The organism is Streptomyces sp. A01 (assembly GCF_059026195.1).
The window spans coordinates 25,478-41,768 of record NZ_JBWLKN010000009.1 but is presented as its reverse complement, the minus strand read 5'-3'; the positions used below and the strand labels follow the sequence as shown (position 1 = coordinate 41,768).

18 protein-coding genes are annotated in these 16,291 nt (G+C 69.1%); 6 read left to right on the top strand and 12 right to left on the bottom strand.

What is annotated here, in order from left to right; translation table 11 throughout:
• Positions 1-83: 83 nt before the first annotated feature.
• From AC5P1B_RS14285 to AC5P1B_RS14270, 4 genes are all read right to left on the bottom strand, one after another.
• Entirely contained in the window at positions 84-1,061 is a 978-nt protein-coding gene (locus AC5P1B_RS14285; RefSeq protein ID WP_493887422.1) for an ABC transporter permease, read from the bottom strand.
• Entirely contained in the window at positions 1,054-1,977 is a 924-nt protein-coding gene (locus AC5P1B_RS14280) for an ABC transporter permease (protein WP_493887421.1), read from the bottom strand. Before AC5P1B_RS14280 ends, AC5P1B_RS14285 begins: the two co-directional genes overlap by 8 nt.
• 82 nt (positions 1,978-2,059) lie before the next feature.
• Positions 2,060-3,697 (bottom strand): peptide ABC transporter substrate-binding protein, encoded by a 1,638-nt coding sequence (locus AC5P1B_RS14275; protein WP_493887420.1) that lies wholly within the window; start codon positions 3,695-3,697, stop codon positions 2,060-2,062.
• A 189-nt stretch (positions 3,698-3,886) separates the two neighbouring features.
• Positions 3,887-4,546 carry a hypothetical protein gene (locus tag AC5P1B_RS14270; RefSeq protein WP_493887648.1) on the bottom strand — a complete coding sequence of 220 codons (660 nt, stop codon included), beginning with the start codon at positions 4,544-4,546 and terminating at the stop codon, positions 3,887-3,889.
• A gap of 191 nt (positions 4,547-4,737) precedes the next feature.
• Here AC5P1B_RS14270 and AC5P1B_RS14265 point away from each other — a divergent pair, with 191 nt between their 5' ends.
• A complete protein-coding gene (locus AC5P1B_RS14265; RefSeq protein WP_493887419.1) occupies positions 4,738-5,490 on the top strand; it encodes an alpha/beta fold hydrolase in 753 nt (250 codons plus the stop codon).
• 97 nt (positions 5,491-5,587) lie between these two features.
• Here AC5P1B_RS14265 and AC5P1B_RS14260 read toward each other — a convergent pair whose 3' ends face one another.
• Entirely contained in the window at positions 5,588-6,061 is a 474-nt protein-coding gene (locus tag AC5P1B_RS14260) for a cupin domain-containing protein (protein WP_493887418.1), read from the bottom strand.
• A gap of 443 nt (positions 6,062-6,504) precedes the next feature.
• Here AC5P1B_RS14260 and AC5P1B_RS14255 point away from each other — a divergent pair, with 443 nt between their 5' ends.
• Both AC5P1B_RS14255 and AC5P1B_RS14250 read left to right on the top strand, forming a co-directional pair.
• Entirely contained in the window at positions 6,505-8,964 is a 2,460-nt protein-coding gene (locus tag AC5P1B_RS14255) for a molybdopterin oxidoreductase family protein (RefSeq protein WP_493887417.1), read from the top strand.
• On the top strand, positions 8,961-9,443 hold the full coding sequence (locus AC5P1B_RS14250) for a hypothetical protein (RefSeq protein WP_493887416.1): 483 nt from the start codon (positions 8,961-8,963) through the stop codon (positions 9,441-9,443). The genes AC5P1B_RS14255 and AC5P1B_RS14250 overlap by 4 nt, the downstream gene beginning before the upstream one ends.
• A gap of 65 nt (positions 9,444-9,508) precedes the next feature.
• On the opposite strand, the gene AC5P1B_RS14245 is transcribed toward AC5P1B_RS14250, so the two are convergent.
• Together AC5P1B_RS14245 and AC5P1B_RS14240 are read right to left on the bottom strand one after the other, a co-directional pair.
• Positions 9,509-9,709, bottom strand: a complete 201-nt coding sequence (locus tag AC5P1B_RS14245) for a DUF397 domain-containing protein (RefSeq protein WP_493887415.1) — start codon at positions 9,707-9,709, stop codon at positions 9,509-9,511.
• A 10-nt stretch (positions 9,710-9,719) separates the two neighbouring features.
• Entirely contained in the window at positions 9,720-10,601 is an 882-nt protein-coding gene (locus tag AC5P1B_RS14240; protein WP_493887414.1) for a helix-turn-helix domain-containing protein, read from the bottom strand.
• A gap of 101 nt (positions 10,602-10,702) precedes the next feature.
• On the opposite strand from AC5P1B_RS14240, the gene AC5P1B_RS14235 reads away from it, so the two are divergent.
• The 3 genes from AC5P1B_RS14235 to AC5P1B_RS14225 all read left to right on the top strand — a co-directional run bounded on the left by AC5P1B_RS14235 (position 10,703) and on the right by AC5P1B_RS14225 (position 11,913).
• Positions 10,703-11,104, top strand: a complete 402-nt coding sequence (locus tag AC5P1B_RS14235) for an ATP-binding protein (protein WP_493887412.1) — start codon at positions 10,703-10,705, stop codon at positions 11,102-11,104.
• Positions 11,105-11,236: 132 nt separating this feature from the next.
• Positions 11,237-11,524 carry a hypothetical protein gene (locus tag AC5P1B_RS14230; protein ID WP_493887411.1) on the top strand — a complete coding sequence of 96 codons (288 nt, stop codon included), beginning with the start codon at positions 11,237-11,239 and terminating at the stop codon, positions 11,522-11,524.
• Complete coding sequence (locus tag AC5P1B_RS14225) at positions 11,521-11,913, top strand: hypothetical protein (protein WP_493887409.1); 393 nt, start codon at positions 11,521-11,523, stop codon at positions 11,911-11,913. Before AC5P1B_RS14230 ends, AC5P1B_RS14225 begins: the two co-directional genes overlap by 4 nt.
• Before the next feature lie 206 nt (positions 11,914-12,119).
• Here the strand turns inward: AC5P1B_RS14225 and AC5P1B_RS14220 are convergent, their stop codons facing one another.
• From AC5P1B_RS14220 to AC5P1B_RS14200, 5 genes are all read right to left on the bottom strand, one after another.
• Positions 12,120-12,920, bottom strand: coding sequence for an aminoglycoside phosphotransferase (locus tag AC5P1B_RS14220; RefSeq protein ID WP_493887408.1), 801 nt, complete (start codon positions 12,918-12,920; stop codon positions 12,120-12,122).
• 261 nt (positions 12,921-13,181) lie between these two features.
• Entirely contained in the window at positions 13,182-13,538 is a 357-nt protein-coding gene (locus AC5P1B_RS14215) for a type II toxin-antitoxin system PemK/MazF family toxin (RefSeq protein ID WP_493887647.1), read from the bottom strand.
• The gene (locus AC5P1B_RS14210; RefSeq protein WP_493887407.1) at positions 13,510-13,806 is read right to left on the bottom strand and encodes a hypothetical protein; all 297 of its coding nucleotides are present in this window, start codon (positions 13,804-13,806) and stop codon (positions 13,510-13,512) included. The genes AC5P1B_RS14215 and AC5P1B_RS14210 overlap by 29 nt, the downstream gene beginning before the upstream one ends.
• Before the next feature lie 169 nt (positions 13,807-13,975).
• Positions 13,976-15,238, bottom strand: a complete 1,263-nt coding sequence (locus AC5P1B_RS14205) for an ABC transporter ATP-binding protein (RefSeq protein ID WP_493887405.1) — start codon at positions 15,236-15,238, stop codon at positions 13,976-13,978.
• Complete coding sequence (locus AC5P1B_RS14200) at positions 15,231-16,289, bottom strand: ABC transporter ATP-binding protein (protein WP_493887403.1); 1,059 nt, start codon at positions 16,287-16,289, stop codon at positions 15,231-15,233. The genes AC5P1B_RS14205 and AC5P1B_RS14200 overlap by 8 nt, the downstream gene beginning before the upstream one ends.
• Positions 16,290-16,291 lie beyond the last annotated feature (2 nt).

The window sequence follows — 16,291 nt, the reverse complement described above, 5'->3', positions numbered from 1 at the left end:
CGCACGTCGAGCAGCGCGCCGGGGGGCTCGGGGGCGGGCGGTGGGGGGCTGGGCTCTTTCAGCAGGGACACCGTACGGACTCCTCAGCGCAGCTTGGGGTCGAGGGCGTCGCGCACCGCGTCGCCGAGCATGATGAACGCCAGCACCGTCACACTCAGCGCGCCCGCGGGCCACAGCAGCATGTGCGGGGCGTTGCGGATATGCGTGGAGGCCGCCGAGATGTCGATCCCCCAGGACACGGTGGGTGGCTTCAGGCCCACCCCGAGATAGGACAGCGTGGCTTCCAGGGAGATATACGTGCCGAGCGCGATGGTCGCCACGACGATGACAGGGGCGACGGCGTTGGGGGCGATGTGCCGGAGCAGCAGCCGGCCGTTGCTCGCGCCGAGCGCCCGCGCGGCCTGCACATAGTCGTTCTGTTTGACCGTGACCACCGAGCCACGGGCGATACGGGAGATCTGCGGCCAGCCGAGCAGCACGATGAAGCCGACCACCGGCCACACCGAGCCGCTGGTCACCACGGCCAGGAAGACAAGGCCGCCCAGCACGATGGGGATGCCGAAGAAGACATCGGCGATGCGGGACAGCACCGCGTCGCCCCAGCCGCCGAAGAACCCGGCGAGTCCGCCGAGCAGCCCGCCGAGCAGGGCGGCACCGGCCGTGGCGCAGATGCCGACGGTGATGGAGGCGCGCGCCCCGTAGACGGTGCGGGTGTACAGGTCGCGGCCCTGGACGTCGTAGCCGAAGGGGTGGCCGGGCTCGGCGCCCTCCTGCGCCTTGGCGAGGTTCGCCTTGTACGGGCTTCCTCCGGCGATGAGCGAGGGCCACAGGGAGATGATGACCAGGAAGAGGATGATCAGCGCGGAGATGATGAAGACGGGGTTGCGGCGCAGGTCGCGCCAGGCGTCCGACCACAGGCTGCCGACCCTGACGTCGGGCTCCGGCCCGTCGGGCCGCGGCCCTGTCCCCTTCTCCAGGGACACGGCCTCGCTGGTGGCGAGGTCCATCGCACCGCCGCCGGTGGGCGCGATGGCCTCCTTGGGGTTGTACGGCTCACGCATAGCGAATCCTCGGGTCGAGCACGGCGTAGAGGAGGTCGACGAGCAGGTTGGCCACGAGGAAGACGATCACCAGGACGGTCACGAAGCCGACCACGGTCGGTGAGTTCTGCCGCAGGATGCCCTGGAAGAGCTGGAAGCCGACGCCGTGGATGTTGAAGATGCGCTCGGTGACGATCGCGCCGCCCATCAAGCCGCCGATGTCGGTCCCGATGAAGGTGACCACCGGGATCAGCGAGTTGCGCAGCAGGTGCCTGACGATGACCCGGCGCCGGGGGAGGCCCTTGGCCATCGCGGTGCGTACGTAGTCCGCGCGCGCGTTCTCGGCGATGGAGGTGCGGGTGAGGCGGGTGACGTACGCGAGGGAGACCAGGCCGACGACGATGCCGGGCAGCAGGAGTTCGTCGACCGGGGCCTCGGGCGACACGGTCGGGCTGATCGTGGCCCACTTCACGCCGAACACGTACTGGAGCACGTAGCCGCTGACGAAGGTGGGGATGGAGATGACGATGAGGGTGAGCAGGAGGACGGTGGTGTCGATCGCCCGGCCCCGGCGCAGTCCGCTGAGGACGCCGAGCGTGATGCCGAAGATGATCTCGAAAACGATGGCGACCAGCGTCAGCCTGATGGTGATCGGCCACGCCTCCGACATCAGCTCGGTGACCTTCTGGCCGTTGAAGGCGGTGCCGAAGTCGCCCCGGAAGATCTGCCCCATGTAGTGCAGGTACTGCTTCCACAGCGGCTCATCGAGGAAGAGGTCCTCGCGGATCTGCGCGGCGGTGGCGGGGTCGGGCGCCCGGTCGCCGAAGAGGGCGGCGACGGGGTCGCCGAGCGCGTACACCATGAAGAAGATCAGGAACGTGCTGCCGATGAACACCGGGATCATCTGGAGCAGCCGCCGGATCACATAGCGTCCCATGGGGGCTCCGGTGATTGTGCGACGGGAGTCCGGCGCCGACCGGTGTCTGTCCCGGGTACGCCGAATCTCCCGTCGGCCGCGGTCAGTTGACCTTGATCTCGTTGTACACGGGCACGCTGAACGCGTTCAGGGCGACGTCGCTGAGCCGGTCGGAATAGCCGGCGCTGCCGTTCTGGTACCAGAGCGGAATGCCGGGCATGTCCTTGGCGAGGACCTTCTCGGCCTCCTGGAAGGTCTCGACGGCCTTGCCCGTGTCCGACTCCGCGTTGGCCTTGTCGATGAGCTTGTCGAAGGCGTCGGAGGAGTAATGGCCGTCGTTGGAGGAGGCGTTGGTGTAGAACATCGGCTGGAGGAAGTTCTGGAGCAGCGGGTAGTCCATCTGCCAGCCCGCGCGGAACGGCCCGGGCATCTGCTTATCGGTGATCTTGTTGCGGTAGTCGGCGAAGGTGCCGATCGAGGAGCTGACGCACGCGTTCTCTTTGTCCAGCGCGTTGTTGATGCTGTTGCACACCGCGTCGACCCAGTCCTTGTGGGAACCGGTGTCCGAGTTGTACGTGATCTTCATCTTGCCGCCGGGCAGGCCCCCGCCCTCGGCGATGAGCTTCTTCGCCTTCGCGGGGTCGTACTCGCACGCGTCAGCGCACACGCCCGGCTTGTAGCCGCCGTCCTCACCGAGCACCGGCGAGGACCAGTCGGTGGCCGGGGTGCGCGTCTTCTCGAAGATCCGGTCGGTGATCTGCTCGCGGTCGATCGCCATCGAGATCCCGCGCCGGACCTTCTCCGAGCCGGACTTGTTCCAGCGCTTGTCGTACATCGGGAAGGTGAGGGTCTGGATGATTCCCGCGGGCTGGTTGATATACCGCTCGCCCAGGTCCTGCTTGGCGTTCTTCAGCTGCGCCGCGGGCACGTCATCGACCAGGTCGATGTTCCCGGACTGGAGATCGGTGTACGCCGTGCCATTGTCGGTATAGACACGAAGCTCGACGCCGCCATTCTTGGCCTTGTCGGGACCGGTGTACTTGTCCCACTTGGCGAGCTTCATCGACGTACCCTTTTTGTACGAGTCGACCATGTACGGGCCGTTGCCGACGGGCTTGCTCACCCATGCGTCGTGGTTGTCGAAGAACGCCTTGGGCAGCGGCGCGAACGCGGCGTAGCCCAGCGTTTCCGGCCACGTCGAGAACTTCTGCCTCAGCTTCACGGTGAACGTCGTCGCGTTCTTCACCCGCAGCCCGGAGAGCGTTTTCGCCGTCGCCTTGCCCGACGTCGGGTGGACCTTGTCGTAGCCCTCGATGTACTCGAAGAAGTAGGCGTTCTTCTGCCGGTTGTCGAGCAGGGCCCCGTAGTTCCAGGCGTCGACGAAGGACTTCGCGGTGACCTTCTCACCGTTGCTGAAGGTCCAGCCCTTGTTGATGGTGACGGTGTAGTTCTTGGAGTCCTTCGTCTCGATCTTCTCGGCCAGCATGTCCTGGGCCTTGCCGGTCTTCGGGTCGTACCGCTTCAGCCCCCGGAAGATCATGTCCAGGACCTTGCCGCCCTGCACCTCGTTGGTGTTCGCGGGCTCCAGCGGATTCTGCGGGTCACCCCACGAGGACCGCACGGTCCCCTTGCCGTTGCCCCCGCCCCCGCCGCTGTCACTGCCCCCGCCTCCACATGCGGCCGCCGCCATGGCGACGGCCACCGCACTGACGGCCCACTTGGCGCGCGTGGCTCCGCGCATGGAGTGCCTCCTCAGGTCCCGAGTACCGCTTAGGACCCGATACGACCGCACATGATCATGCTTCGCACGCCAGGTACGGCTGTACGGGTGCGCACTGCGCCGTACGGGTGCGCACTGCGCCGTACGCGGGACAGTGCGCACCGCCGGTCGTACGCGGGCCAGGGCACGCGGCGGGCAGGCGACACCGCGTCAGACGTGCTTCGGCGCCCGGCAGCGACGTGTGTAGTACGCGTACGTGAGAGCCAGCAGCAGCGGACCCCACAAGACGAACAGGCCACTGACCGTCGCCGCGAGCACCTTCCACCCGACGCTGGTGTAGCCGACGTCCGAGAAACCGCCGACGTGCAGCATGCAGAGCGCCCAGTCGGCCATCAGCGCCATGAACACGAGACCGGCGAGGGTCGCGGGCACGATCACCGCGAGGGGCGGGATGCGTCTGCCCCGGAGCACGGGAACCCAGCGGGGCACGACCTCGCCCCACCCCCGGACCAGCCCGGAGCACAGCAGCGCGAACGCCTCGGTCAGCAGGCTGAGCGCGCAGACATAGGGCAGGGTCACCCACCACGGCTGCGACGAACCGGGGGCGTCCATCCCCATCTGGAACCCGAAGCCGATGGGCAGCCGCCACAGACACACCGGCAGGGCGAGCAGGGGCAGGAGCCGGACCATGGTCACCGCCCAGCGCTGGGCGGGCCGCTCGGTGGCGGGGGGTGAGCCCGCGGCCCGGTGGTCGTGCGGGCCCGCGCCCTGGTGCGGTCGCTCGCCGTCGGGGCGGGAAGCGGTGACCGGGCGGCGGGGGTGCTCGGTGTGGTCGGGGGACGTGGTGGCCGGGTGCTGTTCGTTGATCATCGTCACAGGTCACAGCCTCGGCGATACGAGATGACTGGTCGTCAACCTTCAGGGCCGAGACGTGTACGCCGCCGGAGTGACACGGGTCAGCCTTCGGGATCATGGCGGGAAGCGTGGGCCCTGTGTGGCGGGCCCTCCACCTGCCGATATTCATGTGCGCGGCAGTCACCCCCGCCCTATCGTCAGCCCCGATGACTCTCTCTTACGACATAGCCGGAAACGGCTCACCGGTGGTCCTGCTGCACTCCTCCGTCTGCGACCGCCGCATGTGGGACCCCCAGTGGGCCCCACTGGCCGACGCCGGATTCCGCGTCGTGCGCTGCGACTTCCGGGGCCACGGTGAGACGCCGGTCCCCGACCGGCCGTACAACAACGCGCAGGACGTCCTGGGCCTCCTGGACCACCTCGGCATCGGCCGGGCGGCGGTGGTCGGCTCGTCCTTCGGCGGCAGGGTCGCGCTGGAGCTGGCCGCCCGCCGACCGGAGCGCGTCACCGCCCTGGCCCTGCTGTGCGCGGGCATGCCCGGTTACGAGTTCGGCCCCCAGCTGCTGGCGTTCGACGACCAGGAGGACGCCTTCCTCGGCTCCGGCGACATCGCGGGCGCGGTCGAACTGAACCTGGACACGTGGCTCGGCCCGGAGGCGGACGCGGCGACCCGGGAGCATGTCCGCGCGATGCAGCGGCGCGCGTTCGACGTGCAACTCGCCGACGAGGACGACTTCGACCACCTCGACGCCGACATCGACCTGTCCGCCGTCCGGGCCCGCACCCTGGCCGTGGCGGGCGGCCACGACACGGCGGACTTCCGCGCCATCGCGGCTCAGCTTCCCGGCGTACTCCCCGACGCCCGGCACCTGGAACTGCCCTGGGCGGGGCACCTGCCGAGCCTGGAACGCCCCGACGAGGTGACCGCGCTGCTGATCGACTTCCTCCGGGAGGACTGATCGGCTTCCTGCGGGAGGACGGCGGCGGCGGTCCGGACGCGGCGGCTCCACCGGGCTGACCGGCCCGCCGGGACGAGGCCCACGCGGGTCGAGGCGGTTACGGGGCCGGGAGCGGGGTGCCGCACCGGCCGCAGAAGCGGGCGTCGGACTCGGTCGCGAGGCGGCCGCACTGGGGGCAGACCCGGTGCAGCTGACAGGCCGCCTCGCCGCCCTCAGGCTCGGCGATGGCCGGCTCGGCGGCGGCCGCGGACCGGATGGACAGACCGGGGCGGCGGCGGTGCACCGTGAGGTACACCAGGCCGTCCGGACCGGCGGTCAGCGCGCGCCGGGCGCCGCGCGGCAACCACACCACGCTCCCCTGTCGCAGGCTCAGCTGCCCGTCGTCACCGTCGAGCCGCCCGCCGCCGTCGGTCACGTACAGCACCACGTCGAGATCCGGCTCGACATGCGGGGCGACACCGGCGCCCGGAGCCATCCGCACGACGTTCGCGTCCAGCTGCCGCCCGTCGGCGGCGAGCCTCCACAGCGCACCGCCCTGTCCGGCGGACGCGTCCCGCAGAAGATCCGCCATATCGGCCGGCACGCTCGGAACCGGGCTTGCCGCCACGTTCTCCCCCTCTTCCTCCCGCAAGCGAGACACGACGCCTGCGCATGGCTGTGCCCGGACATGTTACGGGGAGTAATGCGCGGGCTGGCGGAGGCCGACACGGGACCACCATCAAGCCTGAGCTCAGGCTGCCCGCCGCGCGTGAAGCGCCGGGCGAGTCGTGTCACGTCGCGCACACAGCGTGACGGGGTCCGTACGAGTGGCGGGGGCGCTCAGCAGCGGTCCGGCACCCGCCCCTCGGCCCCGGACGGCGTCATGATCGACCCACCACCGGCCCCGGCCTCGTCGCCCCGGGCGCGGGCTGCGGCGTGGACCGCCCTCGACCGGGCAGCCGTAGAGGGGAATTCACCGGTACGCCGGTACGCCGAGGCTCAAAGAGGCAGAGGCAGAGAGGCGGGCGCAGGACGATGGGACGCAGAGACCGCATCGCCGAGCCGTGGGGTGCCCGTACGCCCTACGGTCCGGGGGAAACCTGGCCCGTACGCGTGGACTCCTTCCTGGCCGACGGCATCGACGGCCCCGACGGCACTGGCGACGTCGACAGATGGGTGCCTACCGCGTCGGTTCTGCACTCCAACGGCGACGCGATGGACATCGCCGTGAAGGACGGCAGGATCGTCGGCGTGCGCGGGCGCGCCGATGACCGGGTCAACCATGGCAGGCTCGGCCCGAAGGACCTGTTCGGCTGGCAGGCGAACGCCTCCAGGGACCGGCTGACCCGCCCGCTGGTCCGGGTGAACGGCGAGCTGGTGGAAAGCGACTGGGACACCGCGATGTCCCGCGTCGTGGACCGGACCCGGGAGCTGATGGACGAGCGCGGCCCGTCGGCGCTCGGGTTCTACACCACCGGGCAACTGTTCCTTGAGGAGTACTACACCCTCACGCTCATCGCCCGCGGCGGGCTCGGCACCAACCACCTCGACGGCAACACCCGGATGTGCACGGCCACCGCCGCCGCTGCCCTCAAGGAGTCCTTCGGGTGCGACGGCCAGCCCGGCTCGTACACCGACATCGACCACGCCGACGTCATCGCCCTGTTCGGGCACAACATGGCCGAGACGCAGACCGTGCTGTGGAGCCGTGTGCTGGACCGGCTGGCCGGTCCCCGCCCGCCTGCCGTCATCTGCGTGGACCCCCGCCCCACCCCGGTCGCGCAGGCCGCGACCATCCACCTGGCGCCCCTACCGGGCACCAACGTGGCCCTGATGAACGGCCTGCTGCACGAGATCATCGCCCACGGCTGGGTCGACCACGACTATCTCGACGCCCACGCCGTCGGCTACGACGAGCTGGCCGCGCGGGTCAAGGACTACCCGCCCGAGCACGCGGCCACCCTCTGCGGAGTCCCGGCCGAGCAGATCCGGGACGCGGCACGCGTCCTCGGCGGAGCCCAGCGGCTGCTGTCCACCGTCCTCCAGGGCTTCTACCAGTCGCACCAAGCCACCGCCGCCGCCGTGCAGGTCAACAACCTGCATCTGGTACGCGGCATGCTCGGCCGACCCGGCTGCGGAGTGCTCCAGATGAACGGGCAGCCCACCGCGCAGAACACCCGCGAGTGCGGCGCGAACGGCGACCTGCCCGGGTTCCGCAACTGGGCCAACGAGGCGCACGTCGCCGATCTTGCGCGGGTCTGGAACGTCGAGACGCGGCAGATCCCGCACTACGGGCCGCCCACCCATGCCATGCAGATGATGCGGTACGCGGAGGACGGTTCGATCCGCATGCTGTGGATCTCCGGGACCAACCCCGCGGTGTCCATGCCGGAGCTGCGCCGTATCCGCTCGATCCTGAGCGGGCAGGGACTGTTCCTCGTCGTACAGGACCTGTTCCGCACCGAGACAGCCGAGCTGGCCGACGTCGTCCTGCCCGCGGCGGGCTGGGGCGAGAAGACCGGCACGTTCACCAACACCGACCGGACCGTCCACCTGTCCGAGAAGGCCGTCGACCCGCCCGGCCAGGCCCGGACGGACCTGGACATCTTCCTGGACTACGCGGCCCGCCTCGGCCTGCGGGACAAGGACGGCGCCCCGCTGGTGACGTGGGACGACCCGGAGTCGGCGTTCGAGGGCTGGAAGGAATGCAGCCGTGGCCGCCCCTGCGACTACACCGGCCTCACCTACGCCAAGCTGCGCGAGCGCGGCGGTATCCAGTGGCCGTGCGACGACAAGCGTCCCGACGGCACCGAACGCCTCTACGCCGACGGCCGGTTCTTCAGCGCCCCCGCCTACTGCGAGAGTTACGGACGCGACCTGGTCACCGGCGCGCCCCTGGAGTCGGCCGACTACCGGGCGCTCAACCCCGAGGGGAGGGCCGTCATCAAGGCCGCCGCGTACCTGCCGCCCCACGAGCGGACCAGCGAGGACTACCCCCTGCTGCTCACCACGGGCCGCACCCTCTACCACTTCCACACCCGCACCAAGACGGGCCGCAGCCCACAGCTTCAGGCGGCGGCGCCTGACATGTGGATCGAGCTGTCCAAACCGGACGCGGACGCCGCCGGAATCACCGAGGGCGACCTGACCGAGGTGTCCACGCCGCGCGGCACCGTCCGGGCCAAGGCCCGCGTCACCGCCATCCGCGAAGGCGTGCTCTTCCTTCCCTTCCACTACGGCTACTGGGACACGGACGGCGGTCACGACGCCGCCGACGCCACACGCGCCGCCAACGAACTCACCCTCACCGACTGGGACCCGGCCTCCAAGCAGCCGCTGTTCAAGACCGCCGCGGCCGCCATCCGCCTGATCAGCCCGCAGGACACCCCGTCCGCCGCCCCGACGACCACGGCCTCGGCACCACTGGCCGCCGCCGGTATCCCCCCGACCAGGGGCGGCCCGTCAGCCGAAGCGAAGGAGTCCCCGTCGCCATGAGGATCGGACTGGTCCTGCGCGAAGTCCACCGCGCCGAGAACGAACTGGCCCACCACCTGCTGCTGGTCTCCGAGCGACACAAGGCCGACCACGAGGTCTACCACCTGGCCCGCGACCTGGCCGCGTGGTCACAGCGACACGTACGCGCCGTGGCCGAAGCGGCCCCCCGCTACGACGTCAAACTCGACCCGGACCCGGCGGGCGAGACCACCCTGGCCGAGCGACTGCGCGAGAAGGGCAGCGAACTCCTCAGCCACCGCGACGAGCCCCCACTGCTCATGCTCCGCGACCTCCGCAAGATCTACACCGAGGCGGCGGGCATCGCCATGGACTGGCAAATGCTGAGCCAGGCCGCCCAGGCCACGAAGGATGCCTCACTCCTCCGGCTCACCCAGGACTGCCAGCCCGACACCCTGCGCCAGATGGCCTGGGCCAAGGCCAAGCTGAAGGAGTCCAGTCCGCAGGTGCTGGTTGGCTGAGCCAAGGCACCTCCGGGGCCTGGATGTGCGTACCGATGACTGGTACGCGCCGTAGGTGCTGCCCGTCAGTCGGCTATGCCGTCGAGCCGACCTGCCTTGGCCGCACGGACGAACGCGCGCAGCGCGGGCTGTGTAGTGGCGATGACCGTGGCCGGGGCATCGCTTTCGCGAAGATGCGGGGCACCGGTGGGATCGGCGGCCATCTCGATACACATATCGGAACCCGGTTCGCTGAAGCTGGACTTTTGCCATACCAGTTGAGGCATCTACGCCTTCCTAGAGCAGGGGGTACAGGAGCCGCTGAATCAACCCCAGCGAGTCCTTGGCCAGATGTGCTTCCGGTTGAACAGCAGCGTCAACCGGAGGCAGTGCCATCTCGCACAGGCTAGCGAACCATCCCCTGTATCTGGAGAGCGATCCTGCGTCGTCCAGGTACAGCGACTGCTCAATGTGAGCTACAACGACTGTGCCGAGCTCCGCGACCGGCGGTTCGGCGACCATAAAAGCCGTACCGAACGCCACAGGGCCGTCGAACGGCAGGATTTGGATGGTGACGTTCGGAAGTCGGGACACCTCGATCAGCCGCATCAGCTGCGCTCGCATGACATTGCGATCACCAAAGGTCGCATGAAGCGCGGCCTCGTGGATCACGGCATGAAAGTCAACAGACGTCTCTGTGAGCACCCGCTCCCGTTGCATGCGGAACTCAACGTCCAGAACCTGCTGGTCCGGAGAGGCATCGGCGTAGCCGCCACTGAGACCAGCTGTCGCGTACGCCGAGGTCTGCAGCTGTACCGGGATGAACATAGGCTCGTAGATCATTAGGCGTTCAGCTCTGGCCTCCAGCTCAGCGATATCGAGCAGTGACGGCCTCACCCGTCCCCGATACTCGCTCCACCACCCTTTACCTGGGTCCTGGCCCAACTCGGCAAGTGCGTCAACGTAAGTGTCACGTATACCCGCTACCGCACTTGCCAACGTACTCAGCCGCTCCACCGAGAAGCTGGTTCGGCCAGCCTCGACATTGCTCAGGTGAGATTGCCGCATCCCCACCAGGTCAGCGGCCTCTGTGACCGAGAGCCCCGCCCGCTCCCGCAGCTTCCGCACCTCTGCGCCGAATCGGCGTTGCCGGTGCGTGGGATTGGCCCGCAGCCCCATGACGCCCCCTCATTTTCCCGTTCGGGTTGTACGCATGTCACGCTACTCGCTACCTTGAGTATGGCGCCAGTCACAACAGGTACTCAACTGGAGGCTGCCATATGCGCACGCCTGAAGAACCCTGGTCCTACGGCCTGTTCATCCCCCACGACCCGCGTGCCGTAGGCATCGTCAGGGCCACCATCCGCAGTGTCCTCAAGGCGGCGCGCCTCAACTGCATCGCTGACACGGCCGAGTTGCTGGTCTCGGAGTTGGTCACCAACGCCTACCGGTGCGCCGACAGCGACGCGTACGTCAGCATCGAATCGGAGCCGGGCGGCGTCCGGGTGGCTGTCTGGGATACCGCGCCCGGCACACCCGAGCAGCGAACCGCCGAGCCCGGCGACGAGACCGGGCGCGGGCTCGGCATCGTGGAGGCGTACGCGGATCACTGGGGCGTACAGCGGCACACGGGCGGCAAAGCGGTGTGGTTCTCGCTGAAGCCCCCGCCGCCGGTCGCGTAGCGACGAACGGCAGGGCGGCCCGTGCGGCCCGAACCCGCACGTGGGCCACCGATCAAGCACCCACACACAGAGCAAGAGGCAACGATGAGGCTTGGTGTACCAATAGTAGAGGGGCGGTGTACCGTGGCTGGTATGGCTGACTCGACCATCAAGGTTCCCGAAGCGACACGCGATCACCTCGCGACGCTGGCGAAGGAGCAGGGGACGACCATCGGCGCCCTCGTCGCCAGGCTGGCCGCCGAACAGCTCACCGCCGAGCAGACCCGCGCCCGTGTCGCGGAGAGTCGCCGGATCATGCGCGAGCGCATGCACAGCACCCTCACCGACGAGGAGTTCGACGCCACACCGCACGCGCTGGAACGCGTCTACGAGATCGCCGCGGAGAAGACCCAGAGCACGCTGCGCGGCAACGCCGCGTGATCATTCTGGACACCAGTGCCGTGCTGGCACTCTCCCGTGGGCACCGCAAGCTGGCGCGCGTCGCCGACAACGCGGCGGCCTCTCCGTTCCGGCACCTCCTGGTGCCGGCGGTCTGCCTGATGGAGGCCGAGATCGCGGACGCCGGGGCCGGAGCGAACGCTCTCGCCCTGCCGGGCATCGACATTGAGCCCCTGGACACGGTCGCGTCCGTCGCGGTCGCGACCATGGTCCGTGACGGTATCGGGGGCGCCGATGTCTGCCACGCCCTGTACGCCGCCCTGCCCAGCGCCCAGCGTCCCCAGACGGACATCATCCTCACCGACCGCGAGGCCGACTATCCGCCGGGCACCGTCACCGTAGACATCGACGACGAGCGCCTGGACGACTGACCGCCACCGCGTACATACGCGGAAGGGGGCGCCCGAGCCGGACTGGGCTCGGGCGCCCCCTCACGTACGACCCGCGTACGCGAGCACTGGTTCTCGCTCGCCCCGTGCGGGGGATCGGCGGCAGATCCTCGATCGCCGGTGGGACGTGGCCGCGGTCCGCCTCATGCCCAGCTCGCGCGCCTTCGCCGCCGTCCGTCTCGTCATCCTCAGCCCCAGAAGTCGGCCCATAGGCGGGCGGCCTCGACGGTTGTTTCGATTCCCGCTACACCGTATTCCTTCCAGTGCTCCCATGACCGTGCCTCTGCCTCTGCGAGCACTCGCAGTCCGTCGCGGGGTGCGTCAGCGAAAGCGGGTACGGTCGAGGCCCACTCTCCTGCCTGTTCCGGGGTCTGCCTTCCGTCCAGGACAAGCCGGAATCCCCACAGGGCCGCGTCGATCCATTCCGGCCCCCGTGCCGCCCACGCCCAGTCGACAAGCCACGTCCGGTCGCCGATGAGGAAGTTCGTCGCCGCGGGGTCGGTGTGCAGGAGGCACTGGCCGGTCAGCAGCGGTTCGGCCTCGGGGTCGCAGTAGAATCCCCACCTGTCCCAGGCCGTCATCAGCCCGACGTTCGGTGCCGGGCGGGTACTCAGCTCCCGCAGCACCGTGGCCACCAGCTCCAGGTGGTCGCCTTCGGGTGTGAAATCTGCCCACGGAGTGGCGGTGACACCCTCGAACCCCAGCAGCCGCCAGCCTCCAGCCTCCAGACGCCACAGCAGCTTGGGGGCGTAGTCGGGCAGGTGAGGGTTGACCTTCGCTTCCTTCTCCAGCTCCCCGGCCCGCTCGTGCTCGACGGGCAGGCCCTTGACGAAGATCTTCGCTCCGCCCGGGAGAAAAAGAATCGTGGCGATGCCGGAGCTGTCCCCCGTGGTCATGTCGGCCTTCTCGTACCCCGGCCCGACCTGGCTGTCCACCGCCGCGCGGGCCGGGCCGGGAAGCTGGTCCCAGCCGATGTGCTCGACGTGCATGCTCAGCTTGCCCCCGGCGGATTCGGAGGGCAGGGCGGATTCTTGTCCGGGGACGGGCTGCTGGGAGGTCGCCCCGGTGGCGGCTTGGAAGGAGGGCCAGAGGGAGGTCTCCGTGCTTCGGTCGGCATCGTCATGGGGCGAGGGTAGGGCGGCGGCGAGCTGTGCTGCTACAGGACCTCGATTGCCACAATTGCCGCAGACCCCCCCGCAGCGCGCGCACCCACACGAACGGAGAAGCACCAGGGCGCCCCAGCCGCCTTCCTAAAGCGCCAGCGCGGCCCTCAGCCCCGCGGCGACCTTCATCATCGTCGCCTGGCTGAGGGCACCTCGGTCCTCCTCCAGGTCCTCGCGGTAGAGGAGGGCGATGTCGTCACACAGCACGCGCCCCTCCAGTGGGTCAGCGTGCGTCAGCTCGATGATGCTCTGCAGGTCAGGCTTCACGCTCGTGGTGAGCCTGACCGCGAGACAGTCGGACAGGGCGCGGTTACGCGCGTTGTTGGACACGACAAGCCACGGCTTGCGACCCGCCCCGATGTCAGCCATGTACACCCGGCCCCGGTCAGGGATAAGCGTTGCCCCCCACTGTGCCTCAGTCTCCCAAGTGAGCGGCGCGGGCACGCATTGCCCGACGGGCTGCCCGGTCATCGTCGTCCTCGGCTGCGGCCAGCGCGGCGTAGCCGCCCGCCATCGCCTTCTCGGTCACAGCCACCCGCCCGGCGGTGAGCAGCGCGTGCAGCGCCTCTGCCTCCGACGCCCCGTCGGTGAGCTCAATCCCGGTGAGCTCAGCGAGCGCTCCGTGCTCCGGACTCCCCGGGGTGCGCACACGCCGCAGGCAGGCCCGGACCTCGGCGGTCAGGGGGACACTCTTACGCACAGTCGTCGCCATGTCGGCAGTGTGCAGCTCATGATGACGCACAGCAATTGCCGCACGACGTCCGCAGCGCGAAGATCCACAGGCCCGCCCGCGAAACCCCCGAAAAAGAGGAGCGCCCCAGCCATCACGGCCAGGGCACCCCCCGGATACAGCATCACGCCTCAGCGGCGAGCGTCACGCGTCACGCGTGGACGACGTTCTTCTCCTCCGCGAAGTGGCACGCCGACTCGTGCGCGGCCGGGGTGTCCGAGTCCACGAAGCGCTGGGGGATCGCGAGCAGGGGCACCTCCTTGGCGCACTTGTCCTCCGCCTTCCAGCAGCGGGTGCGGAAGCGGCAGCCCGAGGGCGGGTTCGCCGGGGACGGGACGTCGCCGGTGAGGATGATCCGCTCGCGGCCCTCGCGGGCGGACGGGTCGGGGACCGGGACCGCCGACAGCAGCGCCTGGGTGTAGGGGTGCGTCGGGTGGTCGTAGATCTCCGTGTCGGTGCCGATCTCGGCCATCTTGCCGAGGTACATCACGCCGACCCGGTCGGAGATGTGCCGGACGATCGACAGGTCGTGCGCGATGAAGATGTAGGAAAGGTTGAACTCGTCCTGGAGCTTCTCCATCAGGTTGATGACCTGCGCCTGCACCGACACATCCAGAGCCGAGACGGGCTCGTCGCAGATGATGATCTCCGGGTTGAGCGCCAGGCCGCGCGCGATGCCGATGCGCTGGCGCTGGCCGCCGGAGAACTGGTGCGGATACCGGTTGATGTACTCCGGGTTGAGGCCCACCACGTCCAGGAGGTCCTGCACCTTGCGGCGGCGGTCGCCCTTCGGCGCCACCTCCGGGTGGATCTCGTACGGCTCACCGATGATGTCGCCCACCGTCATGCGCGGGTTGAGCGAGGTGTACGGGTCCTGGAAGACCATCTGGATGTTGCGGCGGACGGCCTTCAGGGCGCGGCCGGACAGCTTGGTGATGTCCTGGCCCTTGTAGAAGACCTCACCGGCCGTCGCGGTCTCCAGCGTCATCAGCAGCTTGGCGACCGTGGACTTGCCGCAGCCGGACTCGCCGACGATGCCCAGGGTCTCGCCCTGGTAGAGGTCGAAGGAGATCCCGTCCACGGCCTTCACGGCGCCGATCTGGCGCCGGAAGAGGATGCCCTGGGTCAGCGGGAAGTGCTTGACCAGGTTGCGGACCTGAAGGATCGGCTCGCCGCGCTCCACGGGGGCGTCGATGACGGCCTCGACCTCGGCGGTGGTGGACGCGTTGGCCACCTCCACCTTCGTGACGTTGGGCGTCACTTCCGCGGGCGGCTCCGGCTCGGTGACCTTGGCCGTGGAGACGGCCGGCTTGTCGGACACCTTCGCCTTGGCCACGTCCTTGGGCGTGTCCGGTTCGTTCTTCTGGTCGGCGGCCTTCTCCACGGCCTCGTCGTCCTTACCGAGGTCAGCCATGGATCGTCTCCTTCCAGAAGTGGCACGCGCTGCCGCGGCCCGGCAGGTCGCCGCCGTCCTGCTCGGTGACCTGGTGCAGGACCGGCACGTCCGTACGGCAGATGTCGTCCGCCTTGGGGCAGCGCGGGTTGAACGCGCAACCGGCCGGGATGCTCGTCAGGTTGGGCGGCAGGCCCTTGATCGCGTAGAGCTCCTGGCCCTTCTGGTCCAGGCGCGGGATCGAGTCGAGCAGACCGCGGGTGTACGGGTGCGCGGGGCGCTTGTACAGCTCGTGCACCGGTGAGGTCTCCACGATCCGGCCCGCGTACATGACCGCGATCTTGTCCGCGACGTCGGCGACGACACCGAGGTCGTGGGTGATGAGGATGAGCCCCATGTTGTACTCGGCCTGAAGCTCCGCGAGCAGGTCCATCACCTGGGCCTGCACGGTCACGTCGAGCGCGGTGGTCGGCTCGTCCGCGATGATCAGGTCGGGCTCCAGGGCCATCGCCATCGCGATCATGATGCGCTGGCGCATACCGCCGGAGAACTGGTGCGGGTAGTCGTTCACCCGCTCCTTGGCGGCCGGGATGCGGACCCGGTCCATCAGCTCGATGGACTTGGCCTTGGCGGCCTTGCGGGACATGCCCTGGTGGACCCGGTACATCTCGCCGAGCTGGTAGCCGACGGAGAGCACCGGGTTCAGGGAGGACAGCGCGTCCTGGAAGATCATGGCGATCTTGCGGCCACGGATCTTGCGGCGTTCCTCGTTGGACATGGTGAGCATGTCCTTGCCGCGGAACAGGATCTCGCCCTGCGGGATACGGCCCGGCGGCATGTCGAGGATGCCCATGATGGCCTGCGCCGTCACGGACTTGCCGGACCCGGACTCGCCGAGGACGGCCAGGGTCTCGCCCGCGCTGACGCTGTAGCTCACGCCGTTGACGGCCTTGACCAGGGCGTCCCGGGTCTTGAACTCCACGTGCAGGTCGCGGACGTCGAGCAGCGGCGTATCGCCGTCGTCCTCGATGCGCCGCACGGGGGCGGCTGCGGTCTTGTCGGTAGTGGTCACGT

Excerpts from the sequence above, each read along its gene's own strand:
- AC5P1B_RS14205 (WP_493887405.1), bottom strand. The coding sequence starts at position 15,238 with ATGGCTGACCTCGGTAAGGACGACGAGGCCGTGGAGAAGGCCGCCGAC.
- AC5P1B_RS14240 (WP_493887414.1), bottom strand. The coding sequence starts at position 10,601 with ATGGGGCTGCGGGCCAATCCCACGCACCGGCAACGCCGATTCGGCGCA.
- AC5P1B_RS14280 (WP_493887421.1), bottom strand. The coding sequence starts at position 1,977 with ATGGGACGCTATGTGATCCGGCGGCTGCTCCAGATGATCCCGGTGTTC.
- AC5P1B_RS14210 (WP_493887407.1), bottom strand. The coding sequence starts at position 13,806 with ATGGCGACGACTGTGCGTAAGAGTGTCCCCCTGACCGCCGAGGTCCGG.
- AC5P1B_RS14230 (WP_493887411.1), top strand. The coding sequence starts at position 11,237 with ATGGCTGACTCGACCATCAAGGTTCCCGAAGCGACACGCGATCACCTC.
- AC5P1B_RS14285 (WP_493887422.1), bottom strand. The coding sequence starts at position 1,061 with ATGCGTGAGCCGTACAACCCCAAGGAGGCCATCGCGCCCACCGGCGGC.
- AC5P1B_RS14260 (WP_493887418.1), bottom strand. The coding sequence starts at position 6,061 with ATGGCGGATCTTCTGCGGGACGCGTCCGCCGGACAGGGCGGTGCGCTG.
- AC5P1B_RS14245 (WP_493887415.1), bottom strand. The coding sequence starts at position 9,709 with ATGCCTCAACTGGTATGGCAAAAGTCCAGCTTCAGCGAACCGGGTTCC.
- AC5P1B_RS14255 (WP_493887417.1), top strand. The coding sequence starts at position 6,505 with ATGGGACGCAGAGACCGCATCGCCGAGCCGTGGGGTGCCCGTACGCCC.
- AC5P1B_RS14270 (WP_493887648.1), bottom strand. The coding sequence starts at position 4,546 with ATGATCAACGAACAGCACCCGGCCACCACGTCCCCCGACCACACCGAG.
- AC5P1B_RS14250 (WP_493887416.1), top strand. The coding sequence starts at position 8,961 with ATGAGGATCGGACTGGTCCTGCGCGAAGTCCACCGCGCCGAGAACGAA.
- AC5P1B_RS14265 (WP_493887419.1), top strand. The coding sequence starts at position 4,738 with ATGACTCTCTCTTACGACATAGCCGGAAACGGCTCACCGGTGGTCCTG.
- AC5P1B_RS14235 (WP_493887412.1), top strand. The coding sequence starts at position 10,703 with ATGCGCACGCCTGAAGAACCCTGGTCCTACGGCCTGTTCATCCCCCAC.
- AC5P1B_RS14275 (WP_493887420.1), bottom strand. The coding sequence starts at position 3,697 with ATGCGCGGAGCCACGCGCGCCAAGTGGGCCGTCAGTGCGGTGGCCGTC.
- AC5P1B_RS14220 (WP_493887408.1), bottom strand. The coding sequence starts at position 12,920 with ATGCACGTCGAGCACATCGGCTGGGACCAGCTTCCCGGCCCGGCCCGC.